Below are 16,693 nucleotides of genomic sequence, written 5' to 3'. Positions count from 1 at the left end.
CACCGCCAGGCTCCCAATAAATAGAAAAGCCCTTCGCGAAAGCGAGGGGCTTTTTGCTTTGAGCAATAACGACCAAATTTCCCCCTATCTTGCATTTTTATCCTTCAGGCGCACTTGCGCTGTTCAACAGACAAAAAGCCAAGCACTATCGTGACATCATTCGCAGAGGATAATGATGATGAAGAATAAGCTGCACTCAGGGGTTTTTGTTGCGGGCTTTGTTGCTGTTTGCTCATTTGGGGCAACAGCTGGCCAGCCATTGCAATACGAAGATGTATTTCAACTGGAGTATGTGTCGGAACCACAAATAAAAGCTGATGGCTCAGCCGTGGTGTTTGTACGGAACCGTTTTGATCAAGTGCTGGATAAGAGGATTGGTTCACTCTGGTTGTCGGATACAAAAACCGGGCAGCTTCGACCTTTATTGGCTGAAACAGACGATATCAGTTCGCCCGTCTGGTCGCCTGACGGCAAGAAACTGGCTTATATCTCTATGGCTTCTGGCAAACCTCAGATCCACCTGCGCTGGATGGATAGCGGCCAGACGGTACAAATCAGTCATTTGCCAAACGCGCCTTCGGGTGTTAGCTGGTCTCCAGACGGTCAATGGCTGGCTTTCTCAATGTTTACTGCAAAAAAAGCTGCAAACCCGGTTCAGTTGCCAGGTAAACCAGAACAGAATGATTGGGCCAAACCACCAATCTACATCGATACCATGCAGTACAGAGCTGATGGTCGCGGTTATCTGGCGAGCGGTTACCGTCAGATCTACCTGATGCCTGCAGAGGGTGGTACCCCGGTTCAACTGACTCAGGGCGATTTTGATCACGGCGGTGAGATTAGCTGGCAGGCCGATGGCAAAGCATTTTATTTTTCTGCCAATCGTCAGTCAGATAAAAGACTTCAGGCACAAAATAGTGAGATTTATCAGCTGACTATTGCTGATAAGCAGCTAAAGCAAATCACGGATCGTTTTGGACCTGACCACAGCCCTACACTGTCACCAGACGGTAAATGGTTGGCTTATCTTGGCTACGACGATAAAAAGCTCGCGTATCAGGCTGATCAACTGTATCTGCGAAACTTAAAATCTGGCGAAGTGAAAGCCCTGACCGCTGATCTGGACAGAGCGGTAGACAGTTATGCCTGGGCTGCGGACAGCGATGCATTGTATATCCAGTATGATGACGCCGCAGAAGGCAAAATTGCCTTACAACCAGTATCAGGCAAACGCAAGGTACTGGTCCAACAGGTTGGAGGCACTTCATACAGCCGGCCTTATACCGGAGGCAGTTTCTCTGTCGCCGATAATGGGGCTTTGGCCTATACCAAAATGTCAGCTCAGGCTCCGGCTGAACTGGGCTATTACAAAGGTGGCGAAGTCAGGCTACTGACGGGGCTGAATAAAGATCTACAGCTGGCCCGTGATATTGGCGAGGTAGAAGAGTTTTGGGTGAAATCTTCTGTAGACCAGCGGGAAATTCAGAGTTGGCTGATTCTGCCACCAGACTTTGACCCTAGCAAAAAATACCCTCTTATCCTGGAAATTCATGGGGGCCCCCACACGGCCTATGGCCCGGTATTTGCGATGGAGCTGCAACTCATGGCGGCTCAGGGTTATGTTGTGCTTTATTCGAACCCGCGCGGAAGTACCAGTTATGGTATGGAGTTTGCGAATTTGATCCATCATAACTTCCCAAGTCAGGACTACAACGACCTGATGGATACCGTGGATGCCACTATTGCGAAGGGCTTCATTGACCCAGAGCAACTATTTGTAACCGGGGGCAGCGGTGGCGGTTTGTTAACCAGCTGGATCGTTGGACATACCGATCGTTTTAAAGCTGCGGTGGCGGTAAACCCGGTAATAAACTGGTTCAGTTTTGTGTTGAATGCCGACATGTACAACTATTTCAGCCAGTACTGGTTTCCGGCTATGCCCTGGGAAAACCCGCAACATTATCTGAAACATTCGCCCATCAGCTATGTTGGCAATGTCAAAACTCCCACCATGCTGATAACGGGCGAGGCCGATCACAGAACGCCTATTTCTGAAACTGAGCAGTTTTATCAGGCGCTGCAATTGCGTGGCGTTGAAACGGCCATGGTGCGGATCCCTGGCGCCTCGCATGGTATCCATATTCGCCCCAGTAACCTGATGGCGAAACCGGCTTACATCACCTATTGGTTTAATAAGTACAAGAGTAAAGACTGATAGGGGACGCCGGGAAGCCGGTTTTATTGACAGTCTGTGACTAAACAATCATACCTGTATTCAGGGCTTCACGGTCGAAGCCCGAATACAGGAGTCTAGGATTATGGAAAAGAATGCTCAGCCATTGTGGCCACTGAGTACAGCAAAGACGCTTTTTCTGTTGCTGCTCATTCTTCACTCTGCTTATCGTCTGACGGACTATTCAGCCGCACAATCAGGGTTTTATTATTCATTAGCGCTACTGCTGGTACTACTGTCTACTTTGTTCAGGCCGGAGGAGTTAAACCAGAGCCTGACGGCTTTTCTCCGTCAACCCTGGTATTGGCGCTCTGCACCAGGTTTACTGGTTGCTGCTGCAATTGGTTGCCTGGGGATTGGCGTTGTTTTAGCTCTGAGCCACTAAATTCCTCTCTAAATAAGTACTTTAGGTTTTTCGACGGAAAAAGAGGCTCAGTTTTTTTGCAGAAAAACGGTTTGTTGAGTAAATTTATTGTTAACTGATTGGGTGGTTGTTGGTCGTCGCCGAAAAATTAAGGCACAGACTATGACACAAGGATTGTTTCGCCCTCACGCAGTACAGCACCAAAGCTTACGATTGGAAGGTTCAGTCGTGGTCTTACAGCCTGTCTCGGCAACACTCCTTACTCTTTTGCTTGTCGCTGCTGTCAGTCTGGCTTTGTTGTTTTTAAGCCAGGCGTCTTTTGATCGGCGCGAAACCGTCGCCGGTTATCTAAAACCTATCTCTGGACAGTCGCATATCAGTGCTCCCCGATCTGGCGTAATCAGTCAGCTTCTGGTTCAGGACGGAACCGTAGTACAACAGGGCCAACCGCTGCTCGCCCTTAGGGTTCAGGGGCAGCTGGCAGAAGGGGGAAGTCTGGCTGAGAGTTTACAGCAGGGTATTGTTCAGCAGCGCCAGTTGTTGCTACTCAGGTATCAACAGATGGATCAGCAATACCAGCAACAACAGCAAGAGCTTGAGGCCAGACTGGCAAGTGGGCGACTGTTGCTGGAACAGACAAGAAATCAGCAGCGTTTGACGAAGCAGCGCATCCAGCTTCAAAACGAGCGTCTGGATGATCTTAAAAAATTGCGGTTTCAGGGAGCGGTCAGTCAGGACAGTATCAAGAATCAGCAAGAACAGATTTTTAGCCTTCAGCAATTGCTCAGCGAGCACATAAGCAACGAGCAAAATCAGCTGAACTACCAGCAGCAACTCAAAGGCCAGTTGGCCAGACTTCCATCTGAGCAAGCGCAACATCAAGCCAGTTTACAACAAGAACTGGCGCAGCTGCAGCAACAGAGTATTCAGCTAAAAGCGGATGAGGAATTGGTGTTAACTGCACCAGTGTCTGGCCGGGTGACCAGCTTATGGGCTGAGTTAGGCAATCAGGTTCAGAGCGGAGGCTCTTTGCTGACGCTGGTTCCGTTGAATGCAGAGTTGACTGCTGTGCTGTTGGTGCCAACCCGTGCTTATGGTTTCGTCCGGCCTGGACAGGCGGCCCGCTTGCGCTTTGATGCTTTCCCTTATCAACGCTTTGGGACTTTTCAGGGGGAAGTGATAAAAACCGCTCAGGCCATAGTGTTGCCTGGGGACAACGCCATGCCACTTTCTATTCAGGAGCCAGTGTACAGAGTGGAGGTACAGCTGGGATCCCAATCAATCCGCGCCTACAACAAGGAGATGCCGTTGCAGTCTGGCATGTTGTTAAGTGCTGATGTGGTGCTCGAAAACCGTAGCCTGCTGGCCTGGTTATTTGAGCCTTTGCTGAGCCTGAAAGGCAGGCTCTGAACTTTCAAGGAGAGAACAAATGAAAGAGTTACAAGTAAATGAAGTACAAGAGGTAAGTGGTGCAGGCTTTTTACAGGGAGCTGGAGCCTTTGGATTATCCTTAGGGATTGGCAGCGCTGCGTTTGGCTCTGGCTGGGGAGCTGTGGGTGCTGGGCTGGCTTTTGCTTCTGCCCCACTGACAGTCACAGTGATGTTGGGGCTGGCTTTTTACGCTGGCTATCAAATGGCGAGCTAGAGCTAAAGGGGTAATAGTTATGATCGAATTAAATCAGCAGCAGCTTGAAGAAGTCCAAGGAGGTGGGTTTGCTGAAGGTGGTGCAGCAATAGGGCTTGCCTTGGGTATTGGTTCTTCAACTTTTGGTGGATCTTTGGGTACCATTGGCGTATTTGCAGCTTTTGGGGCTGCACCATTTGCCGCTGGAGCCATGGTGTTACTGGCATTTTATGCTGGATACCAGATGATGCCGTAATTACTAAAGGTTGGGGGGATGTGATTCCCCTAACCTTTTAAGGAGAGTGTTTATGTCTGATTATTACTGGGTGTTTTTTGTTTTGGTTATGGTGTTTTTTATACTCTTTATATCTGTAGATTCAGAGCAAAGAGACCAGACGCATTTGGTTGCTAGGGAAAAACGCAAAGTTGATAACCCTGGAAATGTGCGAGAAGAAGACTTGCAGTTAATGGGATTATATAAGCTTAGTCCCTCTAAAGCCGTGAATTACTATAGAAAGAAATACGGTACAGGGCTTAAGTTTACAGAGCAGTTGCTTAAGAATATTTCTAAGGAGAGCTAAACAATTTAGCTAGTTAGCAAGGAATGCTAAATGATTTATCAAGCCGAAGCGGCAGAATGTGGGTTGGCTTGTCTGGCTATGCTGGCCGGGCATTATGGGTTAAAGCTGGATTTACCCACATTACGCAGCCGTTATCCTGTGTCATTAAAAGGGGCTAATCTGCAGCAGTTGATGCAATTGGCTGATCAGTTGCAGCTGGCTCCGAGGGCTCTGAAGCTGGAGTTAGACGAGCTGAAGCAGTTACGTCTGCCCTGTATATTACACTGGAATATGAATCACTTTGTGGTATTGCTCAGAGTGCGCCGCTCCGGTGCCTTAATCTGTGATCCAGCCAGTGGCGAACGATTGGTACCGATAAAAGAGTTGGATCAAAGCTTTACCGGGATCGCGCTGGAGCTCACACCAACATCCGATTTTTCGCCTAAAGACGAGCGTCAGCCGCTACATCTGCACTCATTCTGGCAAAATAGCAGGGGCCTTTGGCCTTCGCTTGCCAAGCTTATGCTGTTGTCTCTGGTATTGCAGCTGTTTTTACTGGCGGCACCTTATTACAGCCAGTTGGTGGTTGATGAAGTACTGGTCAGTCATGACACCCCCTTATTGCTGGTGCTTGCGTTGGGTTTTGGTTTATTGATGTTGCTGCAAAACCTGACCTTTGCATTGCGCAGCTGGGTCGTTTTGCATTTGTCATCCAGTCTGAGCCTGCAGATGGCGACTAACCTGTTTCGGCATTTGCTGCATTTGCCAGCCAGTTATTTTGAGAAACGCCATATGGGCGATATCCTGTCGCGTTTCGGTTCTCTTGACAGCATTCGCGAGCAGCTCAGCAGCAGCCTGGTCGAGGCCGTAGTGGATGGTGCAATGGCATTTTCTGTATTGCTGATGATGTATTTGTACAATGCCCACTTATTGCTGGTGGTGCTCGGGGCTGTGCTGCTTTACGCTTTGTTGCGTCTGCTGTTATACAAACCCCTAAAACACCGCACAGAAGTCAGCATCATCAGCAAAGCGAAAGAGCAAAGTAACTTTATGGAAACAGTGCGAGGTATTCAGACTTTGCAACTGTTTGGTCAGCAGAGTAACAGGCTGAATTTGTGGCAAAACTGCTATGCAGATGCGGTAAACCAACAATACCGGTTGGGGCGCTGGCAAATAGGTTATAGCACTGCCCAGCAGCTGTTGTTTGGTCTGGAAAATATTCTGGTCGTCTATCTGGCGGCTTGGGCAGTGTTGCAGAACCAAATGACAGTGGGCATGCTGCTGGCGTTTTTAGCCTATAAGAATCAGTTTACCAGCCGGACTTCTGCACTGATTGACCGCTTGATCGAGCTGCGGATGGTCAGTCTTCATCTGCAGCGCCTGGCCGATATCAGCCTGACGGCGAAAGAGCAGGATGGAAGCGACGCCAGTTTCCGGCAGATTTCCGGACAATTGGAGTTGCGTCAGCTGAGCTTTCGTTATGCAGTCACTGAACCTTTTTTATTCCAGAGCCTGCAGTTACAGGTGAATGCCGGGGAACATATTGCCATTATTGGCGCTTCAGGTTGTGGCAAAACCAGTTTGTTGAAACTGATGCTGGGTCTGCTGGCTATGGACAGCGGTGAAGTTTGTGCGGACAGCATGAATATCCAGCATCTGGGGTTAAAGCATTACCGTGCTCAGGTGGCTGCAGTCATGCAGGATGACCAGTTACTGAATGGCAGCCTGGCTGACAATATCTGTATTTTTGATCCCAAACCTGACTGGGATTTGCTGGTGCACTGTGCCATGTTGGCAGGCATTCATCAGGAAATCATACAGATGCCCATGGGTTACAATGCGTTGGTCGGGGATATGGGCAGCAGTTTGTCGGGGGGACAAAAACAACGGGTGCTGCTGGCCAGGGCTTTGTACCGGAGGCCTAAAATTTTGTTTCTTGATGAAGCCTGCAGTCAGCTTGATATCGCGACTGAGCAGCAAATTAACAGCGCCATCAGCCAGTTACAACTGACCCGTATTGTGATAGCGCACCGACCTCAGACCATTCTGAATGCTGATCGGATCTATTTGTTGGAGCAGGGCCTGCTCAAAGAAGTGACTGCCTGTGTCCGGCAGCAGCTGCAGCATACAGCTGGCTAGTTGTATCAATGCTGCAGCTGCTTAAGCCCAGGGTATTGCTTTAACACCTCACAGGCTCGTTGCATCGCTTCACCAAACAAGACAGGATGAAAATCGCCATTTTGACAATAATCGCGTTTGAATCTGAGCAGGCTGTCTAAATCTGCACTGGCCCTGGCCAACGCCTCTTGCTGTCCAGAACCGTAGTCCTGACCTATCGCATAAAAAGCCTTTTGTACTTTGCGGGTGATGACCGAGCTGTTGTTCTGCGTGGGTAGTGAAATATGCTCAGCCAGCCAATCCAGCAGGGGTTCAGTATAAGGGAACACCCTGGGGTGATCATAAAATGTCAACGTCAGGGCCAGCAGCAAACAGCACAACAGAAATTTACGCATATCAGTCTCAATCAGAGGCCTTGTATTGGTTATAACACAGCCTCAGGCGGCTGCCACTGTGAACCGGGCGGTCACTGCGGCTGTGGGCTGTCAATTTTGTTCACAGGCGGCAGCGCCCCTGTAGATTAAAAACCAATACAGATCATCGTGTTATATAATGGAGTCTTCTGGCTCGCTTTTTGCAAAATCGGTTTGGGTCAAAAAACAACACAGGCTTTGTTCTGAGTCAACAAGCCGCAATGAACCGCCTGCTAGACTCAATGTCAGTTGGTGGTACGAGGTATGGGCGTGGATAACAAAATAGACATCAAGAATATTCCGGTCGATGTAAAAGTGCATAAAGCTGAGACCGCTGTCAGTAAATACAATCCAAGGGATCGTATCTACGTGCGGGCTGTGCAAGGTTTGCATCAACGCTTGCGTCGGAATATGGGCTTTATCTTTATGGCGCTTTTTATGGTCTTGCCCTGGTTACAGTTCAATGGCCAGCAGGCCATTCTGCTCGACATTGTGGAACAGAAGTTCAATATTTTTGGCATGACTCTCTGGCCGCAGGATTTCACTATTCTGGCCTGGATTTTTGTCATCGGTGCCTTTGCTTTATTTTTTGTCACTACTTTTTATGGACGGGTCTGGTGCGGCTATATGTGCCCGCAGACGGTCTGGACCTTTATTTTTATCTGGTTTGAAGAGAAAATTCAGGGGAGTCGGAACCACAGGATGAAGCTGGACAAAGACCCCTGGTCAGCTGCCAAAGTCTGGAAAAAAGGTTTCACGCACTTCTGCTGGCTGGCTTTTTCATTGCTCACGGCGCTGATTTTTGTCGGCTATTTCACCCCTGTTACCCAGCTTTTTGTCGAATTTTTCAGCTTCAACGCCAGTTTTTGGGCTGTCGTGTCAGTGCTGTTTTTTATGTTCTGCACATACGGCAATGCGGGCTGGATGCGTGAAATCATGTGTACCCATATCTGCCCTTATGCCCGCTTTCAGTCGGCCATGTTTGATAAAGACACCTTTACCGTCACTTATGATGCGAAACGCGGCGAAAGCCGTGGTCCAAGGTCACGCAAAGACACCGACTATCAGGCCAAAGGCCTGGGGGACTGCATTGACTGCAACCTTTGTGTGCATGTATGCCCAACCGGCATCGATATCCGTAACGGCTTGCAGTACGAATGTATTAACTGTGGTGCCTGTATTGATGCCTGCGACGATACCATGGAAAAAATGGGCTATGCCAAGGGCCTGATCAGCTACACCACAGAACACAGCCTGGAAGGTAAAACCACTAAAGTGGTGCGAGGCAAACTGGTGGGATATTTCTTGGTATTGCTGGCGGTATGTTCGGCTTTTGCCTGGACCTTGGTGGTACGCAAACCGGTGATGATGGACATAGTGCGCGATCGTGGAGCCTTATTCCGTGAAACCAATGAAGGTCTGATAGAAAATACCTACACACTGAAGATCATCAATAAATCTCAGACCGAGCAAACCTACCTGTTGTCGGTGAGTGGCATTGACGGGCTGAACTGGATTGGTGCTCAGGAGTTGACGGTCCTGGGGGGCGAAACCGCTAATTTGCCAATCAGCCTGGCTCTGGACCCAGTGCATGCGAATAAACCTGTGCTGGATATTGAGTTTGTGCTGCAGGACAAAGACGAATCTGAGGTCAGTCTGAGTCAGGGCAGTAAATTCTTCTCAGCCCGCTAAATCCCTGAACTACAGGACCAGGCTGCTCTGGGCTTGGTCCTTCTGCTTAAACCCAGTATGATGCGACCACCTTTGTTCTGTGACAGAACCTTATGAGCCAGTTTCATTTTGAGCATCTGACCCCGGATTTTATGCTGGACGCACTCTGGCATTATGGCTTCGACGTGGCATCCGGCTTATTGCCACTGAACAGTTACGAAAACCGGGTCTATCAATTTAAAGATCAGGACAGAAAAAACTGGGTGGTAAAGTTTTACCGGCCAGAACGCTGGAGCCTGGCTCAGTTGCAGGAAGAACATCAGTTTGTGGCAGAACTGGTAGCGGCTGAGATCCCGGTGGCACAAGCGGTGCAGCGTGATGCTGAATATGTATTGCCTTATCAGGGCAGTTATCTGGCGATTTACCCAAGCCTGGGTGGGCGGCAGTTTGAGCCTGATCAGGATGAACATCTGCTGCAAACCGGTGCTTTGTTGGGGCGCTTACATCAGGTGGCTGCAGGCAAAGGCTTCCAGCACAGGCCTGAGTTCAGTGCCGCACAAATGCTGGGGCAAAGCTCTGACGTACTGCTGAACAGTGGTTTTATCCCGAAAACTCTGGAGCGGGAATTCTCTGCGGTGCTGCAACAATTGCAGCAGAAAGCGGGTCAGCTGTATCGGCCTGAACGACAAATCCGGCTGCATGGAGATTGCCATCCAGGCAACTTAGTCTGGGCCAATGAACAGGTCATGTTGCTCGATTTTGATGATTGCAGAATGGGTCCGGCGGTGCAGGACCTCTGGCTGTTGTTGCACGGCGACAGAGCGGAGCAACAAATGCAACTGGGCTTATTGCTTGACGAATATGAACAATTTTGTGATTTTGCAGCCAAAGAGCTGACCTTGATTGAACCGTTGCGGGCTATGCGTCAGGTGTCATATATGGCCTGGTTGGCGCAGCGTTGGGATGATCCGGCGTTTGCCCGGCATTTCCCCTGGTTCAGCAGTTCAGAGTACTGGCAGCAACAACTGAAGGTGCTGGATGAGCAGCTGAAACGCTGTGGCGAGCAACCACTCAGCCTGATGCCGCAGTGGTAAAGATTTGATAAAGTAAACTTTAGTAAGAATACCAAGGAACAAAACATGAAGAAGTTAGCAACATGGGTTTTAGCTGCTTTAGTTCTGCCACTGTCGGCGTGGGCAGCGCAGTTTGAAGAAGGCACACATTATGAAGTGATTGCCGAGCAGGCAACGGCCAAGCCTGAAGTCAAAGAGTTTTTCTCGTTTTATTGCCCAGCCTGTTTTGGCTTTGAACCCAAAGTTCAGGCACTGAGCAAAAAGTTGCCTGCAGGGACTGAACTGAAAAAAGTGCATGTCGATTTTTTACGTCATGCCAGCCCGGAAATTCAGAACACTGTGGTGCGTGCTTATCTGGTGGCTAAAAATCTGGGCAAGGGCGACGAAGCCGCCAGCGCGTTGTTTAACCATATTCATGTAGACCGCAAAGCCTTTGCGTCGGATGAAGATATTAAAGCGGTCGTGGTTGGTCTGGGGATTGATGCAGCCACCTACGACAAAGCCATTAAAAGTTTCACAGTGGTTGGCGCTGCCAAGCAAATGAAAAAGGATCAGGACAATCTGACCAGCCGACGTGTGCTGAGTGGTGTGCCTATGTTTGTCGTGAACGGCAAATACAAAATTCTGAACCAGGGTCTGAGCCGTGACAATCAGGAGCAGGAATTCAACGAGCTGGTTGCCTATCTGCTGGCACTGAAATAAGGGGCATAACTATGTTGAGAACTTTGCTTGCTGCGCTGGTGCTGTTGCCATCTCTGCTGTTGGCGGCGCAATTCGAAGCCGGAAAACACTATGAAGTGCTGGAAACACCCAAAACGGCCACTCCTGAAGTGGTGGAATTTTTTTCGTTTTATTGCCCACACTGCAAAGCCTTTGAACCCTTTGCCCAGCAATTGAATAAAAGCCTGCCCAAAGGTCAGAAACTGATCCGGAACCATGTCGACTTTTTACGGGCAGCCCCGGCTGAACTGCAGGCCGAGTTGGGTAAAGCCTATCTGGTTGCCGAGAGTGCAGGCCAGGGGGACCGTATTGCCGATGCTATTTTTAATTACCTGCATCAGCAGCGAGCCAGTTTCAGCAACGCTCATGATATTCGCAGCCTGATGCTGGTAAATGACATTCCGGCTATGGTCTATGACGCAGGTGTGGTCAGCCCGAAAATTCAGTCCGAAGCTCAGGTCCTGAAACAGCGGCAGGAGTTTTACACTCAGGCTGAGGCGCTGCGAGGGGTACCAACCCTGATAGTCAACGGCAAGTACCGGGTGAAACTGGATGGCCTGGACTCAGCTCAGTTCCAGCAGCAATTGAATGATCTGGTGGCATACCTGCTGGCGAAAAAAGACTGATCTTTTTCTTGTTCTGAAGCCGGCATTTGCCGGCTTTGTTGTTTTTGTCAGCCTGAAAAAGGCCAACCTACTTTTTGTGCCGGACAGACTGGTGAACTTTTGTCAGATCAGGCAGACTAAATGCGAGTAATTCTCAAATGAGGTCTGGTTATGGACTACTGGCAACAACAAATGCAGGCCGGAAACAAGGCTTTGGCGGCACATCAGCCTGCTCAGGCTGAATACTGTTACCGGCAGGCGCTGAAAGATGTCTGGCCTGTGTGGTTTCACAGCTGCTTTATTGAAAGTCCGGCGGAGCTGGCGCAGGAACAGGCTTGTCTGCCGACCTTCTGCCTGGCAGCGACCATCCGTAATCTGGCCGAGTCTTATGCCAGACAAAAACGCTGGCGTCGCAGTCAGCGGACTTTGCGTCAGGCATTGCACTGGTTTGAGCTGGGGGCTGCGCAAATGGCTGCTGAACATCCAGCTGCCCTGGCAGTACTGACGCAGGTTGCTCAGTTCAGGCAGGATTACCAGCAACTGAAATGGCGTCAACACTACAGTCAGCAATCCGTCTGGATCCAGCCGGAACCGTCGGGGTTATTGCACTAAGCGCCACTGCCGTTCGCTGAACTCCAATACATGATGCTGTTGCTGTTGTTGACCGGCTGAGTGATACAAACGGACAAAACGCACTTTGGTCGGGCTTTGCCAGGCTACGTCAACAGGGTTCCAGGGTTGCAGCCTGTTGTCATCGCCGCTGAGCGCCAGTTCAGGAGTCAGCTTGCCTTGTTTAGTCAGACGATAAATGGCCAGCAGTTTGGCATTGTCTTTATCAGTGGTGGCTTCGGAATAGACCAGCAGTCGTTTCCTGTCTGGAGACAGCAATGGAAAACCATTGACCTGGGTTTGTTCACCGCTGTGCAAATGCACCAGATAAACGCTGCGTCCTTTGGTTTCAAACACCCAGACGACGGCCAGCTGCACTTCCTTAAAATAAGCCACCACATAAGGTTTAGTGTATTCGTCTGTTCTTCGGGATGGGACCACCGGAAACGCGAGGGCTTGCTGTCGGGTAGGCAGGTGCAGCAGATTGGTGCTGCGTTGCAGTTTGAGGGGGGCCTCCAGCTCCTCTTCCAGTTCCTCAGCACAATCTGGCTCTATGCTGGCAGAGAACTCACAGGCATGCAGGGGCAGGACCCAAAAAAGTAGCAGGGCAGTGAAACTGGCAAACCGCATCCAATACTCAGAGTGAAAGCTGTTCATTGCAGCAAGCATAGCTGGTGCCAGAGACGAAGTAAGTAACATAAAACAGGGAATCCTGTTGCCTGCGCAAAACGACCCAAATTCAGAGCGACCGGAATAAAAGAAAACTCAAATAAAAAAGGCCACCTGTTGTGGCCTTTGTCACAGGTTTAGAATTCCTGCACTGTTGGGCGTAACACCACTTCACTGATGTCGACATCGGCAGGTTGTTCAATGGCATAAGCAATAGCTCTGGCAACGGAGCTGGCCGGAATTGCATTTTGCTTGTAGAAGGATTCAACAAACTCTGCACTGGCAGCGTGCGCACTGCCATGTTTCAGTTCGGAATCAACAGCTCCCGGTGAAATCACCGTGGTACGGATGGTACCGCCAACTTCATGGCGTAACCCCTCACTGATGGCCCGTACGGCAAATTTGGTGCCGCTGTAGACGGTGCCACCCGGACTGAACACCTTGGTGCCAGCCACTGACGAGATATTGATCACATGGCCGCTTTGTTGCTGCTGGAACACAGGTAAAGCGGCAGCAATGCCATAGAGCACACCTTTGATATTGATATCGATCATCCGGTCCCATTCGTCTGTGCGGACTTCGCTCATTGGGGCTATGGCCATTACCCCGGCGTTATTGACTATCACATCCAGCCGGCCATAAGTCGTCAGTGCCAGCTGTACCGCCTGTCGCAGCTGTTCCGCTTGGGTCACGTCCACCAGCTGGTACACAGCTTCACCGCCCGTGGCATGGATCCGCGCTACCAACTGCTGCAACCGGTCTTCACGGCGGGCAACCAACACCAGCTTGGCACCTTTGGCGGCCAGGTGTTCTGCCGTGCTTTCGCCCAGACCTGAACTGGCACCAGTAATAAGTACAACTTTGTTTGCGATGGTCATGCTTTGTCTCCTCTGTTGAATTGCTGAGCAGTATAAAAGCCTGGACTAGCACAAAAAATGGAAATATCTTGATTTTATAATTCCATAAATAGGAATAAAAATGGCCAACAATCTGGAGTTATTACGGCTGTTCTGCGCAGCTGCGGAGTCTGACAGCTTTAAGGCGGCGGCCAACAGGTTGGCGGTATCGCCCCAGGCCGTGACCCGAGCGGTACAACAGTTAGAGCATCAGCTTGGAGAGATGCTGTTTCATCGCAGTACCCGTCATATCCGTTTGACCCGTTTTGGTGAAACATTTGCGCTGCAGGCCAGGCAGCAGCTGCAGCAACTGGACGCTTTGCTGAATCAGCGCCAAATCAAACCGGCACAGGCACAGGGGTTGGTCAGACTGACAGCACCCCGTTCGATGCGTGCTGTACTGATGCCCTTGCTGAACAGTTTTTTGCAACGTTATCCGGCTATTCAGTTGGATGTTCGCCTGACTGACCAACTCAGTGATGTGGTGGATGACCAAATCGATATTGGCATCCGGGCCGGAGTGATCCGTGACAACAGATTTATCGCCCGCACTGTGGGCAGTATCAGCATGTGGGTGGTGGCCAGCCCTGCTTTACTGGCAGAGCGTGGCCAGCCGCACAGTCCGGCTGAACTGAGTGGCTGGCCGCTGACAGGCATGATGGATGTGAATACCGGGCGGCCCTGGTTGTGGTATTTCAGTCAGGGGCAGCATTGGCAACCCAAAGAGTTCCGGATCCTGGTGACTGAGGCAGAAGCAGAGCTGGATGCTGTGCTTGCCGGTATTGGCATAGGCCAGCTGGCCAACTTCAGTGCCCATCAGGCGGTGCGCCAGGGGTTGCTGACCCGGCTGTTGATTCCCTACCAGCCCGACCCTTGGCCTTTGTCGGTATACCGACCACAACGCGGCCCTGTGCCGGAGCGTATTCGTTTGCTGTACGACGAGCTGGTCCGTCAGCTTAGCCAAACAGACTGGTCAGTCTCAGACTGAGTTAAACAGCAGCTCTGCTGCGGTTGGTGGCTGATCGATAAAAGAAAAACACCGTAGACTGTTAAGAACCTTTAATTGTCGCAGAGCAGGTTGTGAGAATTTTTGTTTTTATTGTGCTGCTGAGTCTGCTGATACCTTCGGTCCGGGCGCAAAGTTCGGGCTGGGTCCAGGCCACCGAGTTAAAGGCCGAGCTGGTCAGTGACTACCAGCAGGTTAAACCTGGCCAACAGCTGACGCTGGCGCTGCATTTTATTCCCACCGAACACTGGCATACCTACTGGCTGAACCCCGGGGATTCCGGTTTGGCGACCCGTATTGAGTGGACTTTGCCTGCAGGAGTGACCGCCGGGCCCATTCAATGGCCCGCGCCCCAGGCAATACGGGTACCGCCTTTGGTGAATTATGGTTTTGAAGGTCCGACCCTGCTGCTGACCCAACTGCAGCTCAGCCCGGATTTTCAGGGCGACTGGTTGCCGGTTTCGGCCAAAGTGGACTGGCTGGTCTGTGCAGAGATCTGCATCCCGTCTGAAGCTGTGCTGCAACTGAAGATCCCGGTTGGGAGCCAGGCTGAGCTCAGTAAAAACTACAGTGCCCTGTTTGAGCAGGCAAGGCAACAGCAACCCAAACCGCTGCCACAACAAGGTCGGTTTGAGGTACAAAATGGCACTTTTTCAGCCGTGTTGCCGCTGCCTGAAGATTTAAAAGTCGGTGCTTTTTTTGTCGGCGGGACCGAACTGGTCGATCATTCGGCGGCGCAGAGCATCGACTGGGTTGACGGGCAGTTGTTATTACGTCAGCCACAAAATACCTATTTCAGTACGGCACCTGCAGAGATCCCGCTGGTACTGCAAACCGCAGCCGGCGCGGTCAGTGCCACACTGCAGTTTAATCAGCAGCTGTTGGTGCCAATGCCAAAGCCACAGACAGAGTGGCTGCAGTGGCTCTGGATGTTGCTGCTGGCCGGAGCCGGAGGACTGGTGCTGAACCTGATGCCCTGTGTCTTTCCGGTACTGAGTTTTAAGGCCCTGAGCCTGGCGCAGCAACAGGCAGGTCAACAGTCTGCCCGCAGTGAAGCCCTGTGGTATTGCGCTGGTGTGGTGCTGAGTTTTGTCGCTCTGGCCGGGGTGATGCTCAGTTTACGTTCGGCAGGTGAGGTGATTGGCTGGGGCTTTCAGTTGCAGCAGGCCTGGGTAGTATTAGGGCTGGCATATTTACTGCTGGTGCTGGGGTTAAGTTTATCCGGCTTAATGCAATTGGGAGCGGGCCTGATGAATACCGGTCAGGCGCTGACGGCGCGTGAAGGGAAACAGGGCGCCTTGTTCACCGGCATTCTGGCTGTCGTGGTTGCCAGCCCCTGCACAGCGCCTTTTATGGGCACTGCGCTGGGCTACGCGGCATCGCAGCCGGCCTGGTCAGCCTTAAGTATTTTTGCGGCTTTGGGTCTGGGCATGGCCTTGCCATTTTTGTTGTTGGGCTTTTGGCCTGCCTTGGGACGCAAATTGCCTCAGCCCGGCCCCTGGATGGAGCTGCTGAAACAAGGGCTGGCTTATCCTCTGTACCTGAGCGCTGTCTGGTTGTTATGGGTGTATGGCCGTCAGCAAGGACTGGATGCGATGGCACTGGCGCTGGTGGGGGGGGTAGCGCTGGTGGCTGCCTGCTGGATTTGGGGGCTGGTCCAGCTGGGCCGGCAGCCGAAAACCTGGCTGCTGGCGGTGGCCGCTCTGGCCATGTTGGCGCTGCTGTTACCGCAACAGGTGCAGCAGGCTCAGGGAGATGCGGCGACGGACCACAGTCAGCCCTGGACTGACAGCCGGATGCAGCAACTGATCAGCGAAGGCAAGCCAGTGCTGGTTAATATGACCGCCGACTGGTGCATTACCTGTCTGGTCAATGAACGGGTGGCGCTCAACACCGACAGCAGCAAAGCTGCCATGACACTGTACGGTGTGCACTACCTGAAAGGCGACTGGACACGCAAAGACCCGGCTATTACGGCCTACCTGCGCCAGTTTCAGCGCGATGGTGTGCCTTTGTATGTGGTGTACTGGCCAGGTCAGCCGCCAGAAATTCTGCCCCAGATCCTGACACCCGATTCTGTACGTCAGGCGCTGGAACAACTCAGTCGTAAAAACTCAACTCAAGGGGAGTAA

16 protein-coding genes are annotated in these 16,693 nt (G+C 51.2%); 13 read left to right on the top strand and 3 right to left on the bottom strand.

The window, feature by feature from the left end; translation table 11 throughout:
- Nucleotides 1-178 precede the first annotated feature (178 nt).
- From WKJ03_RS12410 to WKJ03_RS12385, 6 genes are all read left to right on the top strand, one after another.
- Nucleotides 179-2,215, top strand: a complete 2,037-nt coding sequence (locus WKJ03_RS12410) for a S9 family peptidase (protein ID WP_337842532.1) — start codon at nt 179-181, stop codon at nt 2,213-2,215.
- A gap of 649 nt (nt 2,216-2,864) precedes the next feature.
- Entirely contained in the window at nt 2,865-4,007 is a 1,143-nt protein-coding gene (locus tag WKJ03_RS12405) for an HlyD family efflux transporter periplasmic adaptor subunit (RefSeq protein WP_337842531.1), read from the top strand.
- Between the two features lie 19 nt (nt 4,008-4,026).
- On the top strand, nt 4,027-4,242 hold the full coding sequence (locus WKJ03_RS12400) for a hypothetical protein (protein ID WP_337842530.1): 216 nt from the start codon (nt 4,027-4,029) through the stop codon (nt 4,240-4,242).
- Nucleotides 4,243-4,261: 19 nt separating this feature from the next.
- Nucleotides 4,262-4,477 (top strand): hypothetical protein, encoded by a 216-nt coding sequence (locus WKJ03_RS12395; protein WP_337842529.1) that lies wholly within the window; start codon nt 4,262-4,264, stop codon nt 4,475-4,477.
- Between the two features lie 52 nt (nt 4,478-4,529).
- A complete protein-coding gene (locus WKJ03_RS12390; RefSeq protein ID WP_337842528.1) occupies nt 4,530-4,802 on the top strand; it encodes a hypothetical protein in 273 nt (90 codons plus the stop codon).
- Nucleotides 4,803-4,832: 30 nt separating this feature from the next.
- The gene (locus tag WKJ03_RS12385) at nt 4,833-6,920 is read left to right on the top strand and encodes a peptidase domain-containing ABC transporter (protein WP_337842527.1); all 2,088 of its coding nucleotides are present in this window, start codon (nt 4,833-4,835) and stop codon (nt 6,918-6,920) included.
- Nucleotides 6,921-6,925: 5 nt separating this feature from the next.
- Here the strand turns inward: WKJ03_RS12385 and WKJ03_RS12380 are convergent, their stop codons facing one another.
- Complete coding sequence (locus tag WKJ03_RS12380) at nt 6,926-7,294, bottom strand: hypothetical protein (RefSeq protein WP_337842526.1); 369 nt, start codon at nt 7,292-7,294, stop codon at nt 6,926-6,928.
- 288 nt (nt 7,295-7,582) lie between these two features.
- On the opposite strand from WKJ03_RS12380, the gene ccoG reads away from it, so the two are divergent.
- The 5 genes from ccoG (at nt 7,583) to WKJ03_RS12355 (ending at nt 11,993) form a co-directional block, all read left to right on the top strand.
- Nucleotides 7,583-9,004 carry a cytochrome c oxidase accessory protein CcoG gene (ccoG, locus tag WKJ03_RS12375; protein ID WP_337842525.1) on the top strand — a complete coding sequence of 474 codons (1,422 nt, stop codon included), beginning with the start codon at nt 7,583-7,585 and terminating at the stop codon, nt 9,002-9,004.
- 92 nt (nt 9,005-9,096) lie between these two features.
- Entirely contained in the window at nt 9,097-10,077 is a 981-nt protein-coding gene (locus tag WKJ03_RS12370) for a serine/threonine protein kinase (RefSeq protein WP_337842524.1), read from the top strand.
- A gap of 45 nt (nt 10,078-10,122) precedes the next feature.
- Nucleotides 10,123-10,758, top strand: coding sequence for a thiol:disulfide interchange protein DsbA/DsbL (locus tag WKJ03_RS12365; protein WP_337842523.1), 636 nt, complete (start codon nt 10,123-10,125; stop codon nt 10,756-10,758).
- Nucleotides 10,759-10,769: 11 nt separating this feature from the next.
- On the top strand, nt 10,770-11,402 hold the full coding sequence (locus WKJ03_RS12360; RefSeq protein ID WP_337842522.1) for a thiol:disulfide interchange protein DsbA/DsbL: 633 nt from the start codon (nt 10,770-10,772) through the stop codon (nt 11,400-11,402).
- Nucleotides 11,403-11,552: 150 nt separating this feature from the next.
- Nucleotides 11,553-11,993: a hypothetical protein gene (locus WKJ03_RS12355; protein ID WP_337842521.1), complete on the top strand. Its 441-nt coding sequence runs from the start codon at nt 11,553-11,555 to the stop codon at nt 11,991-11,993.
- Here the strand turns inward: WKJ03_RS12355 and WKJ03_RS12350 are convergent.
- Together WKJ03_RS12350 and WKJ03_RS12345 are read right to left on the bottom strand one after the other, a co-directional pair.
- Nucleotides 11,982-12,689, bottom strand: a complete 708-nt coding sequence (locus WKJ03_RS12350) for a hypothetical protein (protein ID WP_337842520.1) — start codon at nt 12,687-12,689, stop codon at nt 11,982-11,984. The two genes, WKJ03_RS12355 and WKJ03_RS12350, sit on opposite strands and share 12 nt — an antisense overlap.
- Before the next feature lie 107 nt (nt 12,690-12,796).
- Nucleotides 12,797-13,537, bottom strand: coding sequence for an SDR family oxidoreductase (locus tag WKJ03_RS12345; RefSeq protein ID WP_337842519.1), 741 nt, complete (start codon nt 13,535-13,537; stop codon nt 12,797-12,799).
- Between the two features lie 100 nt (nt 13,538-13,637).
- Between WKJ03_RS12345 and WKJ03_RS12340 the strand changes: the two genes are divergently transcribed.
- Both WKJ03_RS12340 and WKJ03_RS12335 read left to right on the top strand, forming a co-directional pair.
- Nucleotides 13,638-14,543 carry a LysR family transcriptional regulator gene (locus WKJ03_RS12340; RefSeq protein ID WP_337842518.1) on the top strand — a complete coding sequence of 302 codons (906 nt, stop codon included), beginning with the start codon at nt 13,638-13,640 and terminating at the stop codon, nt 14,541-14,543.
- A gap of 92 nt (nt 14,544-14,635) precedes the next feature.
- A complete protein-coding gene (locus WKJ03_RS12335) occupies nt 14,636-16,693 on the top strand; it encodes a protein-disulfide reductase DsbD domain-containing protein (protein ID WP_337842517.1) in 2,058 nt (685 codons plus the stop codon).

The sequence above is a fragment of the Rheinheimera sp. genome (assembly GCF_037442525.1).
Lineage (GTDB): Bacteria > Pseudomonadota > Gammaproteobacteria > Enterobacterales > Alteromonadaceae > Pararheinheimera.
The sequence above is the reverse complement of the archived record's forward strand: the minus strand, read 5'-3'. Positions and strand labels throughout refer to the sequence as shown.